General features: G+C 65.5%; 24 protein-coding genes. 10 read left to right on the top strand and 14 right to left on the bottom strand.

The window, feature by feature from the left end; genetic code table 11:
- Positions 1-88: 88 nt before the first annotated feature.
- The 6 genes from galU to G0D83_RS13925 all read left to right on the top strand — a co-directional run bounded on the left by galU (position 89) and on the right by G0D83_RS13925 (position 7,396).
- Complete coding sequence (galU, locus tag G0D83_RS13950; protein WP_164195041.1) at positions 89-982, top strand: UTP--glucose-1-phosphate uridylyltransferase GalU; 894 nt, start codon at positions 89-91, stop codon at positions 980-982.
- Positions 983-1,000: 18 nt separating this feature from the next.
- Positions 1,001-1,984, top strand: a complete 984-nt coding sequence (gene galE, locus G0D83_RS13945) for a UDP-glucose 4-epimerase GalE (protein WP_108964532.1) — start codon at positions 1,001-1,003, stop codon at positions 1,982-1,984.
- On the top strand, positions 1,965-3,182 hold the full coding sequence (locus tag G0D83_RS13940; protein WP_164195039.1) for a glycosyltransferase family 1 protein: 1,218 nt from the start codon (positions 1,965-1,967) through the stop codon (positions 3,180-3,182). Before galE ends, G0D83_RS13940 begins: the two co-directional genes overlap by 20 nt.
- A 66-nt stretch (positions 3,183-3,248) precedes the next feature.
- Positions 3,249-4,259 carry a glycosyltransferase family 2 protein gene (locus G0D83_RS13935; protein WP_164195037.1) on the top strand — a complete coding sequence of 337 codons (1,011 nt, stop codon included), beginning with the start codon at positions 3,249-3,251 and terminating at the stop codon, positions 4,257-4,259.
- Entirely contained in the window at positions 4,256-5,956 is a 1,701-nt protein-coding gene (locus G0D83_RS13930) for a beta-1,6-N-acetylglucosaminyltransferase (protein ID WP_164195034.1), read from the top strand. The genes G0D83_RS13935 and G0D83_RS13930 overlap by 4 nt, the downstream gene beginning before the upstream one ends.
- 6 nt (positions 5,957-5,962) lie before the next feature.
- Positions 5,963-7,396, top strand: a complete 1,434-nt coding sequence (locus tag G0D83_RS13925; protein ID WP_164195032.1) for a nodulation protein NodH — start codon at positions 5,963-5,965, stop codon at positions 7,394-7,396.
- An 83-nt stretch (positions 7,397-7,479) separates the two neighbouring features.
- Here the strand turns inward: G0D83_RS13925 and G0D83_RS13920 are convergent, their stop codons facing one another.
- The 6 genes from G0D83_RS13920 to G0D83_RS13895 all read right to left on the bottom strand — a co-directional run bounded on the left by G0D83_RS13920 (position 7,480) and on the right by G0D83_RS13895 (position 11,311).
- The gene (locus tag G0D83_RS13920) at positions 7,480-7,944 is read right to left on the bottom strand and encodes a PTS sugar transporter subunit IIA (RefSeq protein ID WP_164195030.1); all 465 of its coding nucleotides are present in this window, start codon (positions 7,942-7,944) and stop codon (positions 7,480-7,482) included.
- 54 nt (positions 7,945-7,998) lie between these two features.
- Positions 7,999-8,565, bottom strand: coding sequence for a ribosome hibernation-promoting factor, HPF/YfiA family (gene hpf / locus G0D83_RS13915; protein ID WP_108964526.1), 567 nt, complete (start codon positions 8,563-8,565; stop codon positions 7,999-8,001).
- Positions 8,566-8,815: 250 nt separating this feature from the next.
- Complete coding sequence (gene lptB, locus G0D83_RS13910) at positions 8,816-9,574, bottom strand: LPS export ABC transporter ATP-binding protein (protein ID WP_108964525.1); 759 nt, start codon at positions 9,572-9,574, stop codon at positions 8,816-8,818.
- Complete coding sequence (locus tag G0D83_RS13905; protein WP_108964524.1) at positions 9,574-10,086, bottom strand: LptA/OstA family protein; 513 nt, start codon at positions 10,084-10,086, stop codon at positions 9,574-9,576. The genes lptB and G0D83_RS13905 overlap by 1 nt, the downstream gene beginning before the upstream one ends.
- A gap of 7 nt (positions 10,087-10,093) precedes the next feature.
- Positions 10,094-10,693, bottom strand: a complete 600-nt coding sequence (lptC, locus tag G0D83_RS13900) for an LPS export ABC transporter periplasmic protein LptC (protein WP_108964523.1) — start codon at positions 10,691-10,693, stop codon at positions 10,094-10,096.
- A gap of 3 nt (positions 10,694-10,696) precedes the next feature.
- Positions 10,697-11,311 carry a ribonuclease D gene (locus tag G0D83_RS13895; protein ID WP_108964522.1) on the bottom strand — a complete coding sequence of 205 codons (615 nt, stop codon included), beginning with the start codon at positions 11,309-11,311 and terminating at the stop codon, positions 10,697-10,699.
- 880 nt (positions 11,312-12,191) lie between these two features.
- On the opposite strand from G0D83_RS13895, the gene G0D83_RS13890 reads away from it, so the two are divergent.
- A complete protein-coding gene (locus G0D83_RS13890; RefSeq protein WP_235958084.1) occupies positions 12,192-12,884 on the top strand; it encodes a sugar transferase in 693 nt (230 codons plus the stop codon).
- 79 nt (positions 12,885-12,963) lie between these two features.
- On the opposite strand, the gene G0D83_RS13885 is transcribed toward G0D83_RS13890, so the two are convergent.
- Positions 12,964-13,614 (bottom strand): OmpA family protein, encoded by a 651-nt coding sequence (locus G0D83_RS13885; protein ID WP_164195025.1) that lies wholly within the window; start codon positions 13,612-13,614, stop codon positions 12,964-12,966.
- 124 nt (positions 13,615-13,738) lie between these two features.
- Complete coding sequence (locus tag G0D83_RS13880) at positions 13,739-14,596, bottom strand: bifunctional helix-turn-helix domain-containing protein/methylated-DNA--[protein]-cysteine S-methyltransferase (RefSeq protein ID WP_164195023.1); 858 nt, start codon at positions 14,594-14,596, stop codon at positions 13,739-13,741.
- 153 nt (positions 14,597-14,749) lie between these two features.
- Between G0D83_RS13880 and nth the strand changes: the two genes are divergently transcribed.
- The gene (nth, locus tag G0D83_RS13875) at positions 14,750-15,394 is read left to right on the top strand and encodes an endonuclease III (protein WP_108964518.1); all 645 of its coding nucleotides are present in this window, start codon (positions 14,750-14,752) and stop codon (positions 15,392-15,394) included.
- Positions 15,391-16,380, top strand: a complete 990-nt coding sequence (locus G0D83_RS13870) for an adenosine kinase (protein WP_164195021.1) — start codon at positions 15,391-15,393, stop codon at positions 16,378-16,380. The genes nth and G0D83_RS13870 overlap by 4 nt, the downstream gene beginning before the upstream one ends.
- A gap of 84 nt (positions 16,381-16,464) precedes the next feature.
- Here the strand turns inward: G0D83_RS13870 and polA are convergent, their stop codons facing one another.
- Together polA and mbfA are read right to left on the bottom strand one after the other, a co-directional pair.
- A complete protein-coding gene (polA, locus tag G0D83_RS13865; protein WP_164195018.1) occupies positions 16,465-19,278 on the bottom strand; it encodes a DNA polymerase I in 2,814 nt (937 codons plus the stop codon).
- A 153-nt stretch (positions 19,279-19,431) separates the two neighbouring features.
- Positions 19,432-20,406, bottom strand: a complete 975-nt coding sequence (gene mbfA / locus G0D83_RS13860) for an iron exporter MbfA (protein ID WP_164195016.1) — start codon at positions 20,404-20,406, stop codon at positions 19,432-19,434.
- A gap of 151 nt (positions 20,407-20,557) precedes the next feature.
- Between mbfA and G0D83_RS13855 the strand changes: the two genes are divergently transcribed.
- Positions 20,558-21,175, top strand: coding sequence for a TetR/AcrR family transcriptional regulator (locus G0D83_RS13855; RefSeq protein ID WP_164195014.1), 618 nt, complete (start codon positions 20,558-20,560; stop codon positions 21,173-21,175).
- A 7-nt stretch (positions 21,176-21,182) separates the two neighbouring features.
- Here G0D83_RS13855 and G0D83_RS13850 read toward each other — a convergent pair whose 3' ends face one another.
- The 4 genes from G0D83_RS13850 to G0D83_RS13835 all read right to left on the bottom strand — a co-directional run bounded on the left by G0D83_RS13850 (position 21,183) and on the right by G0D83_RS13835 (position 24,420).
- Complete coding sequence (locus G0D83_RS13850; protein WP_108964513.1) at positions 21,183-21,890, bottom strand: NYN domain-containing protein; 708 nt, start codon at positions 21,888-21,890, stop codon at positions 21,183-21,185.
- A 25-nt stretch (positions 21,891-21,915) separates the two neighbouring features.
- The gene (locus G0D83_RS13845) at positions 21,916-22,419 is read right to left on the bottom strand and encodes a GNAT family N-acetyltransferase (RefSeq protein ID WP_235940116.1); all 504 of its coding nucleotides are present in this window, start codon (positions 22,417-22,419) and stop codon (positions 21,916-21,918) included.
- A complete protein-coding gene (locus G0D83_RS13840) occupies positions 22,419-23,186 on the bottom strand; it encodes a potassium channel family protein (protein WP_164195011.1) in 768 nt (255 codons plus the stop codon). The genes G0D83_RS13845 and G0D83_RS13840 overlap by 1 nt, the downstream gene beginning before the upstream one ends.
- A 103-nt stretch (positions 23,187-23,289) precedes the next feature.
- Complete coding sequence (locus G0D83_RS13835) at positions 23,290-24,420, bottom strand: S-(hydroxymethyl)glutathione dehydrogenase/class III alcohol dehydrogenase (protein WP_164195009.1); 1,131 nt, start codon at positions 24,418-24,420, stop codon at positions 23,290-23,292.
- Positions 24,421-24,608 lie beyond the last annotated feature (188 nt).

Here is a 24,608-nt window from a genome sequence, read left to right as displayed (position 1 = left end):
TACTTTTACGCTATCGCAGCAATATGCTGTTGATTAATTGATTCACTCTCGGGCCCGAGGCCCAGAGAAAGTACCAGGAGCACCTCCCATGTCCCGCAAGGTTACCAAAGCAATTTTCCCCGTCGCCGGTCTCGGCACCCGTTTTCTTCCGGCAACCAAGTCGGTGCCCAAGGAAATTATGACCCTGGTCGACCGCCCGCTCGTTCAATACGCCATCGACGAGGCGCGCGCCGCCGGCATCAAGGAATTCATCTTCGTCACCTCGCGCGGCAAGGGCGCGCTCGAGGACTATTTCGACCACGCCCCGCAGCTCGAGCGCGAGCTTGAAGCCAAGGGCAAGGATAAGCTGCTGAAAATCCTGCAGGACACCAACATGGATTCGGGCGAGATCGCCTACATCCGCCAGCATAAGGCGCTCGGCCTCGGCCACGCGATCTGGTGCGCGCGCCGGCTGATCGGCGACGAGCCCTTCGCGGTGATGCTGCCCGATGACGTGATCGCCGCCGACAAACCCTGCCTGCAGCAGATGGTCGAGGCCTACGAGGAAGTGGGCGGCAACATGGTCGCCGCGATGGAAGTGCCCGCCGACAAGGCCTCGTCCTACGGCGTCCTCGACGTGCAGGAAGACATGGGCTCGCTGGTCTCGGTCAAAGGCATGGTCGAAAAGCCCGCGCCCGGCACGGCGCCGTCGAACCTGGCGGTGATCGGCCGCTACATCCTGTCGCCGCAGGTCCTGCAGAACCTCGAGGACAAGCAGGTCGGCGCCGGCGGCGAGATTCAGCTGACCGATGCCATCGCCAAGCAGATCGGCACCGACGAGGGCGTCTACGGCTTCCGCTTCAACGGCCAGCGCTTCGACTGCGGCTCCAAGGCCGGCTTCCTGCAGGCCACCGTCTCCTTCGGCCTCAGCCGCGACGAACTGCGCGACGATCTCGAAGGCTACCTGCACGAGGTCATGTCCGCGCGAAAAGCCGCGCAATAAGGCACGCCTGAGCATTCCATGACAAACGTTCTGGTTACCGGCGGCGCGGGCTACATCGGCTCGCACGCCTGCAAGGCACTCAAGGCGGCGGGCTACACGCCCGTTGCTTACGACAATCTTGTCACCGGCTGGCAGCAGGCGGTGAAATTCGGCCCCTTCGAAAAGGGCAGCCTTTCGGATCGCACGCGGCTCGACGAGGTCTTTGCAAAGTACCAGCCGGTCGCGGTGATGCATTTCGCCGCGCTCAGCCAGGTCGGCGAGGCGATGTCCCAGCCCGGCCTCTACTGGCGCAACAACGTCGAGGGCTCGCTGACGCTGATCGAGGCCGCCTGCGCCGCTGGCTGCAAGAGTTTCGTCTTCTCCTCGACCTGCGCCACCTACGGCGAGCATGACAACGTGGTGCTCGACGAAGAGACGCCGCAGATCCCGCTCAACGCCTATGGCGCCTCGAAGCGCGCGGTGGAAAATATCCTGCGCGACTTCGCCGCTTCTGACGGGCTGAACCACGTGATCTTTCGCTACTTCAACGTCGCGGGCGCCGATCCCGAGGGCGAGGTGGGCGAGCACCACCGTCCCGAAACGCACCTGATTCCGGTCATGCTCGAGGCCATCGACGGAAAGCGCCCGGCGCTGACCATCCACGGCACGGACTACGACACGCCCGACGGCACCTGTATCCGCGACTACGTGCATGTGATGGACCTCGTCGACGCGCATGTGCTGGGCCTGAAATGGCTTGAACAGGGCAAGCCGTCCTCGGTCTTCAACCTCGGCACGGGCAAGGGCTTCTCGGTGCGCGAAGTGATTGACGCGTCGCGCGCGGTGACCAACCGCGAGGTGCCGCACTCCGAAGGGCCGCGCCGCGCGGGGGATGCGACCAAGCTGGTCTCGGGCTCGACGCGGGCGCTGGCCGAGCTCGGCTGGGAGCCGTCGCGCTCGACCATGCCGCAGATGATCGCCGATGCTTGGAACTGGCATCTCAATGGGCACTACGATCACTGAGACCAACCCCCCCGCCCGGCTGCTCGACCTGACCCGACTGGTCAGCCGCGCGGGCCGGGTTAGGACCGGGGTGGACCGTGTGGAATACGCCTACCTGGGCCGGCTCCTGCAGGAGCCGGTTCCGCTTTTTGGCCTGGTGAGAACCTCGCTGGGCTACCTGCTGCTCGACGGTGCGGGGTGCCGCGCGCTGAAGCGGCGGCTGGATGCGGGGGACTGGCCTGAACCAGACGTGCTGGGCCGACTTGCCCGGCGCAGAGACCCTCGCCGCGCCGGGGCTGAGACCGCGCTCCGAGCCAGCGCCCTTGCGCGCGCCATTCCCGCAACGCTGGGACGCATGCTCCGGCGCCACCTGCCCGCGGGAGCGGTCTATCTCAATACCGGGCACTCCAACTTCTCGGAACAGGTCGTCGCGGCGCTGCACCGCGTCGAGGACAGCCGCATCGCGGTGCTGCTGCACGACACCATTCCGCTCGACTGGCCGCAGTTCCAGCGCGCGGGCAGCGCCCAGCGCTTCGCCAGTTTCCTGCAACGTGTCGCTGAAAATGCCGATTTGGTGATCTGCAATTCCGAGGTGACCCGCGCCGACATGACCCGGCACCTTGGCCCACCCCTTCTGCCCAAGACTGTCGTCGCGCATCTGGGCGTCCAGCCGCACGCCATCGGCATTCCGCCCGAGGGGCCATGGGCCAATGCGCCCTACTTCGTCGTCCTCGGCACCATCGAGCCGCGCAAGAACCACGCTCTGCTTCTGGATATCTGGCGCGAGTTGACCCCGCCCGCGCATCTACTCATCTGCGGCGCACGCGGCTGGAACAATACCGAGGTCTTCGCCGCCCTCGACGCCGGCATCGCGAATGTGCACGAGCTCCCGGGCCTCAACGACGCCGAGATCGCAGGTCTGCTCGCCCGGAGCGCCGGGCTGCTGTTCCCCAGCCATGCCGAAGGCTACGGCCTGCCCCCGGTCGAAGCCGCCGCGCTCGGCGTGCCCGTGCTCGCTGCGCCACTTCCGGTCCTGCGCGAAGTACTTGGCGATATACCCATTTACGCAGACGAATCGGACCGATATCTTTGGGCCGCAAGAATAAGGCAAATGGCCAAGGGGTATCGGGCGCAACCGGACGAGGCGGATGCCACGCAGGCAGGGTATCTCCCGCCGACGTGGGACTCCCATTTCAAAGCCGTGTTAACCCTGATCTGATAGCCGGTGCCCGAGCCGATGCCGGGGGGCCGGCTCCGGGGCCCTGCCCCGAACGAGGGAAGTGTTGTGGGTGCATGGCAGTCATACAGGCTTCGGCTGCAGCGCAAGCGGTGGCTGATCCGGGCGTTGCGCAAGCGGCGCGAGCTGCGCTGCGTCTCCGACCGCACCGACCGCATCCGTCCTTCTGACCTTATTGTCTTCTGCACTGCCCGGAACGAGGGTGTGCGCCTCCCGTGGTTCCTCGAGTACTATCGCGACATGGGCGTGAACCATTTCGTCATGGTCGACAACGACAGCACCGATGGCTCGCTCGACTATCTCGCCCGGCAAGAGGACGTGTCGGTCTGGCACACGCGGGCCAGCTACAAGCGCGCGCGCTTCGGCATGGACTGGATCAATTGGCTGCTGCGCACCTATGGTGACGGGCACTGGGTGCTGGTGGTCGATCCCGACGAGCTCTTCCTCTACCCGTTCTGTGACACCCGCCCGCTGCGTGCCCTGACCGACTGGCTCGACGCCTCGTCGATCAAGAGCTTCTCGGCCATGCTGCTCGACATGTATCCCAAGGGGCGGCTCGACGCGCAGCCCTACACCGCTGGGCAGGATCCGCTGGAGATCGCGTCGTGGTTCGACTCGGGCAACTACTCGGTGAAGCGCAACAAGCGCTTCGGAAACCTCTGGATCCAGGGCGGGCCGAGGGCGCGGGTGTTCTTTCCGGACCAGCCCGAGCGCGCCCCGGCGCTGAACAAGGTGCCGCTTGTGAAATGGGACCGGCGCTACACCTACGTCAGCTCTACACACATGCTGCTGCCGCGCGGATTGAACCTCGTCTATGACGAATGGGGAGGAGAGAAGGCCTCGGGCCTGCTGCTGCACACCAAGTTCCTCGACACGTTCAATGCCAAGGCCGAGGAAGAGCTGAGCCGCAAACAGCACTACGCGGGCTCGACCGAGTACATCGCCTACGCGGACGGCATCCGCGACAACCCGGATCTCTGGTGCAAGTGGTCCGAGAAGTACATCAACTGGCGCCAGCTCGAGATCCTCGGCCTCATGTCCAAGGGCAACTGGGCATGAGCGTCGGGATCGTCATGCTGGTGCACACCGCCTTCGACCGCGCCGAGCAGGTGGCGCGGCACTGGGCGAAGGCGGGCTGCCCCGTGGTGATCCATGTCGACGAGAAGGTGGCAAGGAAAACCTATTCCGCCTTCACCACGGCGCTGTCGGACCTGCCGCAGACACTGTTCTCGCGCCGCCATCGCTGCGACTGGGGCACCTGGGGGCTTGTCGCCGCCAGCCAGGACGCCGCCGAGCTGATGCTCGAGCGCTTCGAGGGCGTGCGCCATGTCTATCTAACCTCGGGTTCCTGCCTGCCGCTTCGCCCGGTGGAGGAGCTGATCGACTACCTCGACGCGCGCCCGCAGACCGATTTCATCGAAAGCGCCACCACCGCCGATGTGCCCTGGACCGTGGGCGGGCTCGACCATGAGCGCTTCACCCTCTTCTTCCCCTTCTCCTGGCGCCGGAACCGCTATCTCTTCGACCGGCTGGTAGAGGTGCAGCGTGTGCTCCGCGTGAGCCGCCGTATCCCCAGGGGCGTGGTGCCGCACATGGGCAGCCAATGGTGGTGTCTGACCCGGCACACACTGTCGGCGATCCTCTCCTCGCCGGAGCGACGCCGGCACGAGCGCTATTTCCGCCGCGTCTGGATCCCAGACGAGAGCTACTTCCAGTCCCTCGCCCGCCTGCATTCGCGCAATATCGAAAGCCGGTCGCTGACGCTGTCGAAGTTCGACTTCCAGGGCAAGCCGCACACCTTCTACGACGACCACTTGCAGCTCCTGCGCCGCTCCGACTGTTTCGTTGCGCGCAAGATCTGGCCGTATGCGAGGCGTCTCTATGACGCCTTCCTCAACCACCCCGAAAGCCTCGCCAACCGGCAAGAGCCGAAGCCCGGCAAGATCGACCGCGTCTTTGCCAAGGCGGTGGACCGGCGGACCCGGGGCCGCGCCGGGCTTTACATGCAGTCGCGCTTCCCCAACTTCGGTTGGGAAAACGGGATGACCGCCGGGCCGTATTCGGTCTTCCAGGGGTTTTCCGAGCTCTTCGAGGAATTCGAGCCTTGGCTCGCCCGCGCAACCGGTGCGCAGGTGCATGGCCACCTCTTCGCCCCCGAGCGGGCGGGGTTCGCCGAAGGGCAGCGCGTTCTGAGCGGCGCGCTTTCGGACAGCGCCGCGCTGCGCGACTGGAACCACCGGGCCTTCCTGACCAACCTCATCTGGAACACCCGTGGCACCCGCCAGTGCTTCCAGTTCGGCCCACACGATGCTCCCGAGATCATGTGGGACCTCGCACGCGATCCCAATGCGCAGATCAGCGTCATCTCGGGCGCCTGGGCCGTGCCGCTGTTCCGCGCGGGCGGGGATTTCTCCACCCTCCGCGCCGAGGCGGCCGCGCTGCAGAGGGCCGAGCACCTGCTGCTCGACGAGCTGCGCTCGCCCGAGGCCAAGGCGCGCATCCGCATCTGGACAATGGCCGAGTTCATCGAGGCGCCGATGGAGCCGCTGCAGCTGATCCTCGATGAGATCGGCCAGAAGGAACCGCGCCGGCTTGCCGAAGCACCGGTGCTGCGGGACCTCGACGGCTTCGGGCGCTTCCTGCAAAACCTCAAGAACCAAGGGATGCACCCCTACCTCATGGGCGACTTCCCGGTCGAGCCGGCCCCACGCCCCACCGCCGCACCCACCCGCAAGCCCTACCTCGTGAAGAACTGAGTTTTCATGTCCGATCGTTTCGACAGTTTCGTCGTCTTTGCCGAGATGCGCACCGGCTCGAATTTCCTCGAGGCCAACCTCAACGCGCTGGACGGCGTCACCTGCCACGGCGAGGCCTTCAATCCGCATTTCATCGGCTATCCCAACGCGAGCGATATCCTCGGGATCAGCCAGCCCGAGCGCGAAGCCGATCCGGTCCGTCTCCTGCAAGCGATCCGGCAGGAGACGCCCGGGATGGGCGGCTTCCGTTTCTTCCACGACCATGACCCTCGGGTGTTGCAGCCTTTGCTGGACGACGAGCGCGTCGCCAAGATCGTGCTGACCCGCAACCCGGTGGAAAGCTACGTCAGCTGGAAGATCGCCCAGACCACCGGCCAGTGGAAGCTGACCAACGTCAGCAAGCGCAAGGACGCGCAGGCCACCTTCGACGGCGCGGAGTTCGAAACGCATCTGGCGCGTCTGCAGGACTTCCAGCTCCGGCTGATGACCGCGCTGCAGGTGAGCGGGCAGACGGCCTTTTACGTGGGCTACGAGGACCTGCAGAGCCTCGAGGTGATGAACGGGCTGGCCAAATGGCTCGGCACACCGTCGCGGCTCGAGTCGCTTGACGGCAAGCTCAAGCGGCAGAACCCCGAGCCGGTAATCGAGAAAGTCGCCAATGCTGGCGAGATGGAGCGCGCGTTGACCCGGCTCGACCGGTTTAACCTGTCCCGCACCCCCAATTTCGAGCCGAGGCGCGGGCCAGTGGTGCCGGGCTATGTCGCCGCTGCCGAGACGCCGCTGCTCTACATGCCGATCCACTCCGGCCCGACCGGCACCGTGCGCCGCTGGCTCTGCGCCCTCGACTTGGTCGAGGACGAGGCCCTCACCGGCGACTTCAGCCAAAAGTCCCTGCGCCAATGGAAACGCGCGCGGCCCGGGCACCGCAGCTTCACGGTGATCCGCCATCCCCTTGCCCGCGCCCATGAGGCCTTCTGCAGCCGTATCCTGTCGACCGGTCCCGGCAGCTTCGGGCGCATCCGCAAGACCCTGCGCCGCGCCCATGGCCTGCCCCTGCCCGAGGGTGCGCCCGGTGCCGGCTACAGCCTCGCCCAGCACCGCGACGCCTTTGCCGCCTTCCTGGTCTTCCTCAAGGCCAACCTCGCCGGGCAGACCGCGGTGCGGGTCGACGGCCATTGGGCCTCGCAGGCGCAATGCCTGCAGGGAATGGCCGAATTCACCCTGCCCGACATGATCGTCCGCGAGGAGGAGATGGCCATCTACCTGCCGGCTCTTGCGATGCAGGTTGGCCACGCCGCGCCCCCTGAACCGGAGGCCGAGCCGCAGCAGGATGCCGCACCCTACGCGCTGGCGGACATCTACGACGCCTCTCTGGAATCGCTCGCCCGCGAGGCCTACCAGCGCGATTACCTGATGTTCGGCTTTGGCGATCTGGGTTGAACCGGTCTCCCCCGAGCCGGACACGGAAAAGACAAGGAGCGGACCTCTCGGCCCGCTCCTCTGGAATGTCCTGTCTGTCCAGCTCAGGCCGCCTGCGACGAGCGGTCCTCGGTCAGCACAGCGTAGAGCGTCGACGGATCGGGGTTCGCCCGCAGCTTGGTGCAGAGCGCCGCGTCGCGCAGCGAACGCGACACCAGCGCCAGCGCCTTCAGGTGCTCCACGCCGGCATCTTCCGGCGCGAAAAGGGCAAAGACGATGTCCACCGGTTGCCGGTCCACCGCCTCGAATTCGACGGGTTTCTCCAACAGGATGAACACGCCGTGCACCCGGTCGATACCGGTGATACGGGCATGCGGCAGCGCCACGCCGTGGCCCACACCAGTGGGTCCGAGGCTTTCGCGCTCCATCAGAGCCTCCACGGCCGAGGCCGCGTGAATGCCATAGGCGGATTCGGCCAGCTCAGCGATGTCATGCATCAGCCGCTTCTTGCTGCTTGCCGCCCCGACGACCTTCACGGCCTGCGGTTTCAGGAGTTCAAGAAAGGTCATTGACCGCCCTTTACTGTCTGCTCGAAGGCGCCGATCCACCGACTGCCCCATCCCTTACGGATCGATCCAGCCGATATTGCCGTCTTCACGCCGATAAACGACGTTCACGCCATCCTTCTTATCATTGCGGAAGACCAGGACGGGAGCTCCGGCCAGTTCCATCTGCATAACGGCTTCGCCGACGGTCAGAGAGGGAATCTTGGTTTCCATCTCAGCCACGATGATCGGCTGCAGCGTGTCGGGCTCGTCGTAGTCCTGAGAGTCCTCTTCGCGGGCGAGGATATACGAGGCCGCGTTGTGGAGTTCAACGGGCTCCGCGCGATCCTTGTGATGGTCCTTCAGCCGCCGCTTGTAGCGCCGCAGCTGCTTGTCGATCTTTTCGCCGCAGCCGTCGAAGGCTGAGTAGATCTCGGTCGCCTTGTCCTTGGCCGAGGTGGTCAGCCCTGTAGAGAGGTGAACCGTGACCTCGCAGACATATTCATGCGCACTCTTGGAAAAGGTGATAGTCGCATCGGTCGGACGCCCGGAGTACTTGCCAAATACCGTGCCAAGCTCTTGTTTGACATGGGTTTGAAGTGCGTCGCCGATATCGATCTGCTTTCCTGTGATCTGATAGCGCATCTTTGTTCCTTCTCTCTTTGGATCCGTTCGCATCCAGCCCTAGGGCTGCCTCAGATGTGGTGCGGATCAGGGGTGACGCAAGCCCGCTGCAGAATGGATCCGGGAGTCCCTCTCCTCAGGGGACGCGAGTTCCGGAGCTGCAGAATAACGGTGCGTCATACACTCATTTGAGGTCAGCAGCCCCCGATTTGTCAATGATCTGTCGCGAACGGGTGAGCCCATCATAGGCGGATTCGCTCGGAGAATCGCGTCAGCTGATGCGGAAATTCTCACCTAGGTAAACGCGGCGCACGTTTTCGTTTTGCACCACCTCGGCCGGCGTGCCCGACATGAGCACATGCCCGTCGTGCAGGATATAGGCCCGGTCGACGATCTCGAGCGTCTCGCGAACGTTATGGTCGGTGATCAGCACGCCAATGCCGCGCTTCTTCAGATCGGCCACGAGATGCCGGATGTCGCCGACGCTGATCGGGTCGACACCGGCGAAGGGTTCGTCGAGCAGCAGGTACTTGGGGTTGGCTGCGAGGCAGCGGGCAATCTCGACCCGGCGCCGCTCGCCGCCCGACAGCGCCAGCGACGGCGCGCGGCGCAGATGCTCGATCGAGAAACTGCCGAGCAACTCCTCGAGCCGCTCGCGGCGGCGGTGGCGATCGCTCTCGGCGATATCGAGCACCGCGGCGATGTTGTCCTCGACCGAGAGGCCGCGGAAGATCGACTTCTCCTGCGGCAGGTAGCCAATGCCGAGCCGCGCGCGGCGGTACATCGGCAGGTAGGTCACGTCGCGCCCGTCGATGGTGACCTGACCGCCCTCGGGGTTCACAAGGCCGGCGATGGAATAAAAGGTCGTGGTCTTGCCGGAGCCGTTTGGCCCGAGCAGCGCGACGACCTCGCCGCGGTCGAGCTTGAGCGAAACGTCGCGGATGACCGTGCGCTTGCGGTAGCTCTTGCGCAGGTGATCGATCCGCAGGCCGTGGCTGCCTTCGGTGACGGTGAGCGTCGGACGCGCCATCAGTTCTGTCCCTGCCCGCTGCCGTCCTGATTGATCACCGTCTTCACCCGCCCGGCCATCTGCGCCGTGCCGTTTGTCAGGTTCACCACCATGCGCTCGGAAGTCAGCGCGTTGCCCCCCTGTGTCAGCAGGACATTGCCGGACATCACCACGGTGCCGCCATCGATGTCGTAATCGGCACGTTCGGCCTCGGCGGCTTCCTCGCCGCTGACCAGCGTGACGCCGCCGCTGGCCTCCATGCGCTGGATCCGACCCTGGCCGCCGTCCTGCCCTTCGGCATAGACCACCAGCACCCGCGGCGCGGCGAGGCGCATCTCGCCCTGCCCGATGACAACATTGCCAGTATAGAGCGCGGTCCCGTCGGTCTGGTTGACCTCGAGCTGATCGGCGGTGACCTCGACCGGCGCGCTGGTGTCCTGCGTCATGCCGCCAAAGGCCACCTGCGTGCCCTGGGCAGCGGCAAGCCCGCTCCAGGCGAAGAGGGCAATCATCAGGGCGACACTGCGGACCATCGGGATCTCACTTCTTTTTCGGATCGTATATCAGCTTCACGCCATCGGTGAAAAGCAGTTGCACGTCATCGGTTTCGCCGGAAGAGGTGATTTTGAGCCGACCCGCAGTGAAACGGCCGGCCGGCCCTTCTCCGCTGACCGGAGCCAGCGTCTCCGCCTCGATCCGGTCGAGCGCGGTGCGCATCTTCTCGGTGACCATCTCGTAGCCCGCGGAACTGGTGATGCGGACGCTCTTCTGCAGCAGTGCGCCCTTCTCCTCCTCGCGGATCGTGGCGAGGTCGGCGTCGAGCGTCAGATGGCTGCCGTCGGTCATGTCCATGGTGGCGGAAAAGCCATCCGCCTCCAGTTCGCCCTCGCGTTTGCCCGTTGGGCGGAGGCGCTGTGCGGTCATGGTGATGGCATCGCCGCGCGCCGTGGTCCCGGCGTATTGCGGCGCCATCACCACTTCCGAATCCGGCACGCTGCCCTCGGCGAAGGGCAGATCCTGCGAAGTCTGCGAGCCGCGCGACAGCAGGAACAGCGTCGAAAGCGACGCCAACGCCACCAGCGGAAGGAGCAGCTTCAGCCAGGCGATCAGCCGTGAGTATGTGTCCCCGCGCTGCACCATCGGTCAGACATGGGCAAAGATGTCAGTGTCCGGCCAGCCGGCGAGGTCGAGCTTCGCTCGGGTCGGCAGGAACTCGAAACAGGCCTGGGCGATCTCGCGGCGCCCCTCGCGCTCCAGCATCGCGTCCAGAACCGCGCGCAGGCGGTGCAGGTGCAGCACGTCCGAGGCGGCATAGTCGAGTTGCGCGGGCTTGAGCTCGGCGGCACCCCAGTCGCTCGACTGCTGCTGCTTCGAGATGTCGACGCCGAGCAATTCGTGCGTGAGGTTCTTCAGCCCGTGGCGGTCTGTATAGGTGCGCACCAGCCGGCTGGCGATCTTGGTGCAATAGACCGGTGCGGCCAGAGCGCCGAAGGCATGGTACATGGCGGCGATGTCGAAGCGGCCGAAGTGGAAGAGCTTCAGCACCTGTGGATCCTCGAGCAGGCGGCAGAGGTTCGGCGCCTCGGTCTGTCCACGGGCGATCTGCACGAGATGGGCCTCGCCGTCGCCGCCAGAGAGCTGCACCACGCAGAGCCGGTCCCGTTGCGGGTTGAGCCCCATGGTCTCGCAGTCGATGGCCACGGCCGGACCAAGATCAAGCCCGTCCGGCAGATCCCCCTGATAAAGATGGTTCGCCATGACGGCCCTTTCGCTTGCAACTCACCCGCACGCCCGCACATAGGCCCGAGCCCGGCGCCATGCAACTGCGCGTGGCAAGGCAGGACCGCCATACTCCCCGTCCGCATCCATCAAATTATGACATCAATTGCGCTTTCTGAGGCAGATTTTCGGCGAACCCGCGGTGTGATTCGGACCTAAACCTCTCGTAAAGCATACGCTTGTAACATTTCGTGAGCGACTCCACTCACCCCCTGCGTGTCGCCCAGATCCACCCAGTCCACAGGCCGCTCAATAGCTCACCCCGTGTGACACTGCGGAACACGGCGTGACACGCCATGCGGAACTGTTTCGGCTTTAGAACCGCGCCGCGACGGGACAGCGGCCGGAACTTGCGAAGTTGTTGCAACAGTCCGTCTTGAAGACGCAGATTGTCCAGTGCCTGTGCGCACACCGGCATATGCGGGAGCGAAAACTGTTTCCGACTGCAGGATGATAAACCGGTCACTACGCCGCCGCTCCAGGCTCGCCCAGCGCGTCTTGCGGGCGTCTCCCGCCTTGCCCGGCGCAGCCCTCCCCATCCGCGCCCGGACCCTACCCATTCGTCCCCGAGTTGCACTCCAAAGGTTGCGTTGACGCGTACGGCAGGCGGATGCATAACCGGTCCTGTCGGTCGAACGCCTTATTTCGGCCACATGTCGGCACTGGGGGTTGGTGCTTCCACTTTTGGGAGTGTTTGCGAGTTTGCTGAAGGTCTTTCGGAACTAACACTCGGACATGATCGGGAACCTGCGTCTCGTATTGCCGCCTGGCAATGCGCCGGGTCCGTGCATGCCGAGCCTCTGCCGGAGAGCCCCACCGCCTTGCAGCGCTTCCGTCGATGACCCTCGAGGAGGTCGAATTGACGACGCATGTTTCTTTGCCGCGCAGTGCGGTGCTCGAACTCGAGACACTGATCGACGAAACGCTGTCGGGCGCGCCGCGTCACATCGCCTACCGCTCCCTGTTCAAGCGCCTGCTCGACGTGACCCTCGTTCTGCTGCTCGCGCTTCCTGCGCTCCTCGTTGTGCTGATCTGCGCCGCCCTCATCGCGCGGGACGGTCACTCACCGATTTACCTGCAGAAGCGCGTGGGGCGGAATGGCAGCGTCTTCCACATGTGGAAACTGCGCTCGATGGTCCCCGATGCCGACCGGCTTCTCGAAGCGCATCTGCGCTCCCACCCACAGGCGCGCATGGAATGGGAGTTCGCCCAGAAGCTGCGCAACGACCCCCGGATCACCCCGATCGGGCGGATCATCCGCAAGAGCTCGATCGATGAGCTGCCGCAGCTGTGGAACGGGCTGCGCGGTGACATGTCGCTTGTCGGTCCGCGTCCGATGATGGTCGAGCAACGGGCGATCTACCCCGGCACTGCCTATTACGCGCTGCGCCCCGGCATCACCGGCTTCTGGCAGACGTCTGTGCGCAACGAGGCCAGCTTCACCGAACGTGCCCGTTTCGACACCGACTACCTGCGCGACGTGTCGCTGGTCACCGACCTCAAGCTGCTGCTGCGGACGGCGAAGGTGGTCTGGGTCGGCACCGGCTGCTGACCCTCTGCCCGATGACAGCAAAAAAGGGCGCTCCGGTCTCCCGGAGCACCCTTCTCGATTGCACGCTGTGCTGCGCGGATCAGCCGTTCGGCAGGATGACGATCTCGACGCGGCGGTTCTGCTGCTTGCCTTCCGGCGTCAGGTTCGACGCGATCGGCTGGTCTTCACCGCGACCGATAGCCTGCACGCGGTACGACGGAACACCCTGCTGCATCAGCAGTGCGGCCACCGAAGACGCACGGCGCTGCGACAGCGACTGGTTGTAGGCGGCTGCGCCGTCGCTGTCAGTGTGGCCGATCACCTGCACGGTGGTGTTCGGGTACTCGAGCAGGCTCCGGCCGACGGTGGCGATATCGCCCTGCAGGTCGGGGCGCAGCGAGGCGCTGTCGGTGGCGAACAGGATGTCCTGCGGCATGGTCACGATCAGGCGGTCACCGGTGTTGGTGATGCCGACGTTGTTGCCCAGCTGCTGGCGCAGAGCCGCTTCCTGCTTGTCGAGATTGTTGCCAATGAGGCCGCCGGCGATGGCGCCCGCAGCCGCACCGGCCAGAGCGTTCTTCACCGCGTCGTCGTTGTTGCCGCCAATGGCGCGGCCGGCGACGGCGCCGCCGAGCGCGCCGATCATCACGCCGTTCTTCGCCTGGCGGTTGGGGTCGTTGACGTCAGTACAGGCGGTCAGCGCCATGGCTGCTGCAAGCGTCAGGAAAACTGTGGTCTTTGCCCGGAACATGTAATGCCTCGTGTCATTTGCCCAAACTGGGTGTGCCCCAGTTATAGTGCGCCGCGCCGTTTCGCCAATGGCCGTCCACGCACAATGTTGGCAAGTCTCCGCCCATGGCTGCAACATCTCCTGCTCAGAGCGCGCGCTCTTCCGCCTCGAGCCGCGCCGACTCCCAGGCGAGTATCGCCCGCTTGACCGGCAGGCCCCAATGATAGCCCCCCAGCCCACCCGACTTGCGCAGCGCCCGGTGGCAGGGGATCAGCCACGAGACCGGGTTGCGCCCCACTGCCGTGCCCACGGCACGCACCGCGCGCGGGCTGCCGATGGCCTCGGCGATCTCCGAATAGCTGGTGACATGGCCCGAGGGGATGCGCATCAGCGCCTCCCAGACCTTGATCTGGAAGGGCGCGCCGATGAGATAGATCGGGACCTCGCCCTGCTGCTGCACCCCGAAGGCAGCTAGCACCCAAGGTCGCAAGAACATCGGGTCCTCGATGAACTCGGCTTTGGGCCAGCGGGCGAGCAGGTCGCGGAAGGTTTCTTCCTCTCCTGCCTCGGCGGCAAACCCCATGCCGCAGATGCCCTTCTCGGTGCCCATGGCCAGCGCCGGGCCGAACGGGCTCTCGAACCAGCCCCAGAAGATCGTCAGCCCTTGCCCTCCCCGGGCGAACTCGCCGGGGCTCATCGCCTCCCAGCGCAGGAAGAGGTCATGCAGCCGCCCGCCGCCCGAGAGCCCCGCCGCATGCGCGGTCTCCAGCGTCGAAAAGCGTTCCGACAGCAGCGCCTTTGCATGGCCGAGCGCGAGATACTGTTGGAACCGCTTGGGCGAGACTCCCGCCCACCGCGAAAAGAGGCGCTGGAAATGCGCCGGGCTCATGTCCATCTCGTCGGCCAGCCGCTCGAGCGTCATTTGCGGGCCGCCCGCGTCGATCAATTCGATCGCCCGGCGCATGACGTGGAAGTGGTAGCCCTGCTGTGCAAGCTCGCCCATCGCGGCCTCCTATGCTCTCACCTCTGGAATAGCGGGAAACGGGCGTATCGCGCGACCCGAATGTTGCGCAAGCGGCGCGGGCACCGCAGGCGTATTTGTCAAAGAGAAGACGCCGGACTTGCGGCACGGAGCCCGTCGTTGCATAGCTCAAACATGGCCAAGCAGCTCGATTATCACACGATCCGCGAGATCTTCACCCGCTTTCACGCCTCCGAACCGGAGCCGAAGGGGGAGCTCGATCACGTCAACGCCTACACGCTGGTTGTGGCGGTGGCGCTCTCTGCGCAAGCGACGGACGCTGGTGTGAACCGTGCCACGCACGCGCTGTTCAAGATCGCCGACACGCCCGAGAAGATGCTCGCCTTGGGCGAAGAGGCCCTGACCCAGCACATCAAGACCATCGGGCTTTACCGCAACAAGGCCAAGAACGTCATGAAGCTGTCGAAGATCCTCGTCGAGGACTACGGCGGCGAGGTGCCCTGCTCGCGCGCCGCGCTGGAGAGCCTGCCGGGCGTCGGGCGCAAGACCGCCAACGTCGTGCTCAACATGTGGTGGCACTACCCGGCGCAGGCGGTGGACACGCATATCTTCCGCTTCGGCAATCGCTCGGGCGTCTGTCCGGGCAAGGACGTGGTCGCTGTCGAGCGCGCCATCGAAGACAATATCCCCGTGGATTTCCAGCAGCATGCGCATCACTGGATGATTCTGCACGGGCGCTACACCTGCGTCGCTCGCAAGCCCAAATGCGGGGCCTGCCTGATCCGCGACCTCTGCCAGTTCGAGGAAAAGACCCTATGAAGAAGTACCAGGTTGTCGGAATCGGCAACGCCATCGTCGATGTGCTGACGCGGGCCGATGACTCGTTTCTCGAGCACATGGGCATCACCAAGGGCATCATGCAGCTGATCGAGCGCGAGCGCGCCGAACTGCTTTACGGCGCCATGGACGGGCGCGTGCAGGCCCCCGGCGGCTCGGTCGCGAACACGCTCGCAGGCCTCGGCAATCTCGGGCTGCGCACCGCCTTCATCGGCCGCGTGCATGACGATGCTCTGGGGCGCTTCTACGCCGAGGCGATGGAGAAGGACGGCACCGCCTTCGTCAACCCGCCGGTGCCCGGCGGCGAGCTGCCGACCTCGCGCTCGATGATCTTCGTGTCCCCGGACGGCGAGCGGTCGATGAACACCTACCTCGGCATCTCGGCCGAGCTGGGGCCGGAAGATGTGGATGAGGCGGTCGCCGCCGAAGCCGAGATCGTCTTCCTCGAGGGCTATCTTTTCGACAAGGACAAGGGCAAGGAGGCCTTCATCCGCCTCGCCCGCGCCTGCCGCGCGGCGGGGGGCAAGGCCGGCATCGCCATCTCGGATCCGTTCTGCGTCGAACGCCACCGCGAGGACTTCCTGCAGCTCATCGAGCACGAGATGGACTACGTGATCGGCAACGAGGCCGAGATCCGCTCGCTCTATCAGGACAACTCGCTGGAGGCAGACCTGCAACGAGTCGCGGCGATCTGCCCGCTGGTGATCTGCACCCGCTCTGGCGACGGGGTGACCATCGTCAAGGATGGCGTGCGCACCGATGTGCCCGTGACCAAGATCGTTCCTGTCGACGCAACCGGCGCGGGTGATCAGTTCGCCGCGGGCTTCCTCTATGGCCTCGCGACGGGCACCGACATGCTGACCGCGGGCCGCATGGGCACCGTGGCCGCGACCGAGGTGATCACCCACATGGGACCGCGCCCCGAGGCCAGCCTGCCCGAGCTGTTCAAACAGGCCGGGCTGCTCTGAGCCCCCTGCCCCAGAAGCTGCCGCTGAAACCAGAAACGGCGTCCCCGCGGGGACGCCGTTTTTCTTTGCCGCGATGACCGGGGCTCAGTGCGCCTCGGCCCAGTTCTTGCCCTGCCCGGCGTCCACCACCAAGGGCACGTCGAGCTTCACCACCGGCTCGGCGGCACCTTCCATGACCTCGCGCGCGGTGGCGATCAGCTTGTCGACCCCCTCCTCGGCAACCTCGAAGATCAGTTCGTCGTGGACCTGCAGCAGCATCTTGGCGGGCTGGCCCTCGATCGCTGCAGGCATGCGGATCATCGCCCGCCGGATGATATCCGCCGCCGTGCCCTGGATCGGCGCGTTGATCGCCGCGCGGCGGGCAAACCCGGCATGCGGTCCCTTGGCGTTGATCTCGGGCGTGTGGATCACCCGGCCGAAGAGCGTCTCGACCCGGTCGTGTTCCTTGGCGAAGGCGATGGTGTCGTCCATGTAGGTCTTGATGCCCGGGAACCGCTCGAAATAGCGATCGATGAAGGCCTGCGCTTCGCCACGCGGGATCCGCAGGTTGCGGGCAAGACCAAAGCCCGAGATGCCGTAGATGACGCCGAAGTTGATTGCCTTGGCGCGGCGGCGCACCTCAGAGGTCATCTCCTCCATCGGCACGCCGAACATCTCGGACGCAGTCATGGCGTGGATGTCCTGCCCGTCGCGAAACGCCTGCTTCAGCGCGTCGATATCGGCCATATGTGCGAGGATGCGCAGCTCGATCTGGCTGTAGTCGAGCGAGACGATGACCTTGCCCTCGGGCGCGACGAACGCCTCGCGGATGCGCCGCCCCTCTTCCGAGCGGACCGGGATGTTCTGCAGGTTCGGCTCGGTCGAGGCGAGACGGCCAGTATTGGCCCCGGCGATGGAATAGGAGGTGTGCACACGACCGGTCTCGGGGTTGATGTGCTCCTGCAGCGCGTCGGTATAGGTCGACTTCAGCTTCTGCAGCTGGCGGTAGTCCAGCACGCGGGCGGCGAAGTCATGCTCGGTCGCCAGATCCTCCAGCACCTCGGCGGGTGTCGACCAGGCGCCGGTCTTGGTCTTCTTGCCGCCCTCGAGCCCCATCTCGGCAAAGAGGATCTCGCCCACCTGCGCCGGGGAGTTGACGTTGAACGAATGCCCCGCCAGCTCGTGCAGCTCGGCCTCCAGCCCTGCCATCTTCTGGGCAAAGGCGGTGGACATGCGCGATAGCGTGTTCCGATCCACCTGCACGCCGGCAAGCTCCATCTCGGCCAGCACCGGCACCAGCGGGCGCTCGGTGCCCTCGTAGACGCGGGTGACACGGGACTGGTGCAGCCTCGGCTTCAGCAGCTTCCACAGGCGCAGGGTGATGTCGGCGTCTTCGGCGGCGTATTTCACCGCGTCCTCGATCGGCACCCGGTCGAAGGTGATCATCTTCTTGCCCGAGCCGAGCAGGTCCTTGATCGGGATCGGCACGTGGCCGAGGTAGCGCTCGGACAGTGCATCCATGCCGTGATTGTGCAGCCCGGCGTTCAGCGCATAGGAGATCAGCATGGTGTCGTCGATTGGCGCGACGCCGATGCCGTAGCGCGACAGCACCTTGGCATCGTATTTCATGTTCTGGCCGATCTTCATCACCGCCGGGTCTTCCAGCAGCGGCTTGAGCAGGTCGAGCGCCTCGTTCATCGGCATCTGCCCCTCGGCGAGATCGTCCGAACCGAAGAGATCCGCCTCGCCCCCCGCCGCGCGGTGCGCCAGCGGGATATAGCAGGCCTGCCCCGGCTCGATGGCCAGCGAGATACCGACCAGCTCGCAGGTCATCTCGTTGAGGCCCGTGGTCTCGGTGTCCACCGCCACCCAGCCGCGCTGGCGCGCCTGCGCGATCCACGGCGCGAGGTCGGCGGCGCTTTTGACCCAAGTATAGTTGGCGGGGTCGATGGGCGGCATCTCGGGCGCATCCGCGGCTGCGGGCGCATTGGCCGCCGGGGCCTTGGCCTCGGTGATCACCGGCGCCTCGGCCCCGAGGGTGTTTGCGATGCGCTTGGTGAGGGTCGAGAATTCCATTGCGGCGAGGAAGGCGAGCAGCTTCTCGGGATCGGGATCCTGTACCTCGAGATCGTCCAGCGTGAAATCGAGCGGCGTGTCGCAGTCGAGTTGTACCAGCTTCTTCGACAGCTCGATCTGCGCGCGGTTCTCGACCAGCGTCTGGCGGCGCTTGGGCTGCTTGATCTCCTCGGCGCGATCGAGAAGCTCCTCGAGCGATCCGTATTCGTTGATTAGCAGCGCGGCGGTCTTGATGCCGATGCCCGGCGCGCCCGGCACGTTGTCGACAGAGTCCCCGGCCAGCGCCTGCACGTCGACCACCCGCTCCGGCCCAACGCCGAACTTCTCGATCACGCCGTCGCGGTCGATGCGGCGGTTTTTCATCGCATCCAGCATTTCGACGCCGTCGCCGACCAGCTGCATGAGGTCCTTGTCCGAGGAGATGATCGTCACGCGCCCGCCCGCCTCGCGCGCCTGGCACGACAGCGTGGCGATGATGTCATCGGCCTCGTAGCCCTCGAGTTCCTTGCAGGCGATGTTGAAGGCGATCGTGGCCTCGCGGGTTAGCGGGATCTGCGGGCGCAGGTCCTCGGGCATCGCCTCGCGATTGGCCTTGTACTGGTCGTAGAGGTCGTTGCGGAAGGTATGGCTGCCCTTGTCGAAGATCACCGCCACATGGGTCGGCGCATCGGGGCCGGAGCTGTCCTCCACGTATTTCTGCAGCATGTTGCAAAAGCCCGAGACAGCGCCGATGGGCAGCCCGTCGGATTTGCGCGTGAGCGGCGGCAGCGCGTGGTAGGCCCGGAAGATGAAGGCCGAACCGTCGATCAGATGCAGGTGGCAGCCTTTGCCGAACTGGGTCATGGTGGCGTCTCCTTGGCCTCGCGCTTTTGCAAGGGTTTGCCACGGGCGGGCGCGGGGTGCCAGAGGGGATCACCAGACGGGCCCACGAGCGCCCCCGCCACGACCGCAAACCGGGCAGAAGAGGGCGCCACCCGAGCCGGGCAGACGCTGGGCTCAACCGCTGCCGATCAGCACACCCGCGGCCAACACCAGCGCGCCGCCGAGGACCACCTGCAGCGCGGCGCGCAGGAAGGGCGTCTCCATGTAGCGCTTCTGGATCCAGGCGATGGCCCAAAGCTCGAAGAAGACGACGATCCAGGCGATGATCGTCGCGGTCCAGAAATGCGGGATGAGATAGGGAAGCGCGTGGCCGAGGCCTCCCACCGCGGTCATCACCCCCGAGGCCAAACCGCGCTTCAGCGGCGAACCGCGGCCCGAAAGCTCGCCGTCGTCCGAGGCGGCCTCAGTGAACCCCATGGAGATGCCGGCGCCAACCGAGGCGGCGAGGCCGACGAGGAATGTGGTCCAGGTGTCCTGCGTGGCGAAGGCGGTGGCGAAGATCGGCGCGAGGGTGGAGACCGAGCCATCCATCAGCCCCGCGAGCCCCGGCTGCACCCAGGTGAGCACGAACTGCCGGTGCGCCATGCGATCCTCGCTGTCGCGCGCCGCGCCGTCGAGATGTTTCTCGATCAATTCTCCGGCGCGCTCCTCGTGACCGGCCTCGGCGGCAGCGAGATCGCCCAGCAGCTTGCGCGTGGCGGCGTCGCTGCTGCGCTTGGCGGCCTCGTGGTAGAAGCGCTCGGCCTCGCGCTCCATCGCCTCGGCCTCATCGCGGATGCGCTCGAGCGGCAGGTTCTGCACCAGCCAGACCGGTCGGCGCGCGTAGAAGCCGGCCACGTGCTCGCGCCGGATCAGCGGGATCACCTCGCCAAAGCGCATCCGGTGCAGGTTGATCAGCGCGCGGCGGTGGCCGTCCTCCTCTTCGGCCATGCCGTCGAAGATCGCCGCGGAGTCGGGGTATTCGGCGCGCAGCCGCTCGCCATAGGAGCGGTAGATCCGCGCGTCGTCCTCCTCCGAGGAAATCGCCAAGGCAAGCACCTCCTGTTCGCTCAGATCGCGGAAATGACGGCGCTGGGTGAAGAATCGCATGGGAAGCTCCGGCCTGTAATCACTTTAGAATGATTCCAATCTAAAGCGGTTTACGCCATGCGCAAGCGGCAGAATCTTCTTGGCCCGCGGCATGTTGCTTGCCTGAACTGAACTGCCCGGTTTAAACTCATCCGGACAAAGGAGCTGCCTGATGGAGACCGAGACCGCTGGTGTGCGCCGCGGGCGCAAGTTCGAGCAGGTGCTGGAAGGTGCGCGCAGCATCTTCCTGCGCGACGGGTTCGAAGGGGCCAATGTGGATGACATCGCCCGCGCGGCGGGGGTCTCCAAGGCAACGCTTTACAGCTATTTCCCCGACAAGCGGCTGCTCTTCATGGAGATGGCCAGCCGGCAATGCGCGCTGCAGGCCGACGAGGCGATGCTGAAGATCGACCCCAGCCGCCCGCCCGCCGAGGTGCTGCCGCTGGTGGCGCGCAGCTTCCTGAAGTTCGTGCTCTCGGAGATGGGCCAGCGCATCTTTCGAATCTGCATCGCCGAGGCGGACCGCTTTCCCGACCTCGGGCGGCAGTTCTACCAGAGCGGGCCGATGACCATGCGCGGCAAGCTGGTCAGCTACCTTGCCACCGCGCGCGACCGCGGCGAGGTCGCCATCGACGACCTCGAACTCGCCGCCGACCAGTTCACCGAGCTCTGCAAGGCCAGCCTCTGGACCCGCTGCGTCTTCGGCGTGGCCAAGGCGCCCTGCGAGGCCGAGATCGCCCGCACCGTCGATGGCGCAGTCGCGACCTTCCTCGCGCGCTACGGCGCTTGAGTGCCGGTCAGTCGAGCCGCCGCACCAGCATCTGGTTGCCCGGCCCACGCTTGGTCTCGAAGACCTTGAGCTCGTCCACCAGATCCGAGAGCTTGCGCTTGCCGTAGCTGCGGGTGTCGAAATCGGGGTTGGCCGCGGTGATGAACTGGCCAAGCTGGCCGAGCGTGTACCAGTCGTCTTCCTGCTCGATCGCATCCATGGCGGTGAAGAAGAGATTGCGCGCATCCTCGAGGCTGCCGCTCTTCTGCGGCTTGATGCCCGCCGCCTTTTCCGGGGCGCTGTCGAGGTTCTCGAGAAAGATGAACCGCTTGCAGGCCTTGCGGAAGGCGTCTGGCGTTTTCTGCATGCCCATGCCGAAGACGTCGAGCCCCTGCTCGCGGATGCGGCTGGCGAGGCGGGTGAAATCGCTGTCCGAGCTGACCAGCACGAAGCCGTCGAAGCGGCCCGAGTGCATCAGGTCCATGGCATCGATCACCAGAGCGATGTCACTGGCGTTCTTGCCCACGGTATTGGCCGGCTGGTGATGCGGCACCAGGCCGAACTCGGCGGCGATCTTCGACCAGCCCGCCATTTGCTGACTGGAAAAATCGCCGTAGCAGCGGCGCACGCTGGCCTCGCCGAGGCTGGCCAGTTCGTCGAAGATTGCCTTGGCATATTTGGGGGACGTGTTGTCCGCGTCGATCAGGACCGCAAGCAGGCGGGTGTCGTCTCGCATGGGATACTCCTCAGCGGGCTCAGCTTCAGCTGCCCGCAAGTGTCTTGTAAAGGACCAGCGCGTCAACGTCGCCCTGTGTCGGGTGATGGAAGGCGCCGGGAAGGCGACCGACGATCTCGAAGCCGGCGCGCAGCCAGGTGTCGATCGCGCGGGTGTTGGTCGAAACCACAAAGTTGAATTGCATGGCGCGGAACCCGAGGCTCGGTGCGATCTCCAGCGAATGCGCCAGCATCCGCCGCGCCACGCCGCGCCCGCGGGCCTCGGCCGCAGTGATATAGCCGCAGTTGCAGACGTGCGAGCCCCCGCCCTTCTGGTTGCGGACGATGTAATAGGTGCCGAGCAGGCGCGCGCCGTCACTCATGACGAAGACGCGGCGTTCCGGGCCCGTCCAATAGGCGATCGCCGCCTCGCGCGAGATGTCGGCGTCGATGGCGTAGGTGTCGCCGGCGCGGAACACCGGCTCCAGCATCTGCCAGACCGCCTCGGCGTCGGCGGGGGCATAGGCGCGCAGCTCCAGCGTCTCGCTCATCAACTCTGTCCCTCGGTCTCGATGCGGATGATTTCGCCGCAGTGTTTGCAATGTATGGCGTCGGCGTCATGCAGGCGAAGCCCGCAGGTGTCGCAGGTCTTCTTCACCTTGATCGGCCGGAACAGCACCTGAGCAAGGCGCAGGAAAAGGGTCACGCCGCAGATCATCACCAGCACCGAGATGATACGCCCCCAGGACCCGTCGAGCGTGATGTCGCCATAGCCGGTGGTGGTGAGCGTGGTGACAGTGAAATAGAGCGCGTCCGCGTAGTTGTCGATGTCCGGGTTGGTCCGGTACTGCGTGGCGTAGACAAGCCCTGTCATCACGAAGAGGAAGACCATCAGGTTCACCACCGCGATGAGCACATCCTCGTTCTGGCGGAAGAACCGGAAGTCTTCGCGCAGGCGCTTGCTGAGCTGGTAGGTGTGCAAGAGCCGCAGCGTCCGCAGCACCCGCAGGAAGCCCAGCCCCTCGCCCGCGAGCGGCGCAAGAAAGGAGATCATCGAGACCAGGTCGGCCACGGTGGTCGGACTGAGCAGGAAGCCGGTTTTCTTGGGCGCGATCCAGAGCCGGGCGAGGAAATCCGCGAGGATCACCAAGCCGAAGGCGACGTCGATGATCTCAACCACGCGGCCATGCGAGGTGAAGGAGGTGGCGATGACGAAGAGAACGGTGAATATGTCGAAGCCGAGCAGCGCGTAGCGGAAGCGATGCGCCTCATCGCCGTCGCCCTCGTAGAGTTCCCTCAGCTTGTCGCGCAGGCCCATGTCCGCCGTCCCCTTCCGGTTCCTCGAAGCTATAGGGTGGCGCGGGACTCCCGGCAAGCCAAGCGCCCGCCGAGAGAAATTTCGTGCCGGTTGCCCGGATGGATCAGAACTCCACCACCGCGCGGATCGACTTGCCCTCGTGCATAAGATCGAAGCCGTGGTTGATCTCGTCGAGGGTCAGCTTGTGGGTGATCATCGGGTCGATCTCGATCTTGCCGTCCATGTACCAATCGACGAACTTCGGCACGTCGGTGCGGCCCTTGGCGCCGCCGAAGGCGGTGCCCTTCCACACCCGGCCCGTCACCAGCTGGAACGGCCGGGTCGAGATCTCGGCCCCCGCCGGCGCCACGCCGATGATCACCGACACGCCCCAGCCGCGGTGCGAGCATTCCAGCGCATCGCGCATCACCTTGACGTTGCCGGTGGCGTCGAAGGAGTAGTCCACGCCGCCGATCTGGTCGGCGCCGCGCTTGGTGAGGTTGACGATCTCCTGGGTGACCGAGCCCTCGATCTTCGACGGGTTGACGAAATGCGTCATGCCGAACTTCTTGGCCATCTCGGCCTTGGAGTCGTTGAGATCGACGCCGATGATCATGTCGGCCCCGGCCATGCGCAGGCCCTGGATCACGTTGAGCCCGATGCCGCCCAGCCCGAAGACCGCCGCGGTCGAACCGATCTCGACCCCCGCGGTATTGATCACCGCGCCGATGCCGGTGGTGACGCCGCAGCCGATGTAGCAGATCTTGTCGAAGGGCGCGTCGTCGCGCACTTTGGCGAGCGCGATCTCGGGCATCACCGTGTGGTTGGCGAAGGTCGAGCAGCCCATGTAGTGGTAGATCGGCGTGCCATCGAGCATCTTGAAGCGCGTGGTGCCGTCGGGCATCAGCCCCTGGCCTTGGGTGTTCCGGATCGCGGTGCAGAGGTTGGTCTTGCCCGACAGGCACGACGGGCACTCGCGGCACTCGGGCGTGTAGAGCGGGATGACGTGATCGCCGGGCTTCAGCGTGGTGACCCCCTCGCCCACCTCGAGCACGACGCCCGCGCCCTCGTGGCCGAGGATCGAGGGAAACAGCCCCTCCGGATCGGCGCCCGAGCGGGTGAACTCGTCGGTGTGGCAAAGGCCGGTGGCCTTGATCTCGACAAGCACCTCGCCGGCCTTTGGCCCGTCGAGTTCCACGTCCATGATTTCGAGTGGTTTTCCGGCCTCGAGAGCCACGGCTGCACGGGTTCGCATGTCGATGTTCCTTCTGGAGTGTCCAAGGGATCGGTGCGCGGCCGCCCTGTACGGAGGGACCGCATCCGGGGATATGAAAAACAGCGAGAACGGCGATGCGCTCGGGGGCGCCTCACCTTTCCGATGCGACAGAAGTCCTATATCTCCCGCCCCGGAGCAATCCGGATGTTCGGACTTTTCCGGACAAC

This window comes from Salipiger sp. PrR003, from assembly GCF_010500785.1.
Lineage (GTDB): Bacteria > Pseudomonadota > Alphaproteobacteria > Rhodobacterales > Rhodobacteraceae > Salipiger > Salipiger pacificus_A.
This window is presented reverse-complemented; position numbering and strand designations above follow the sequence as displayed.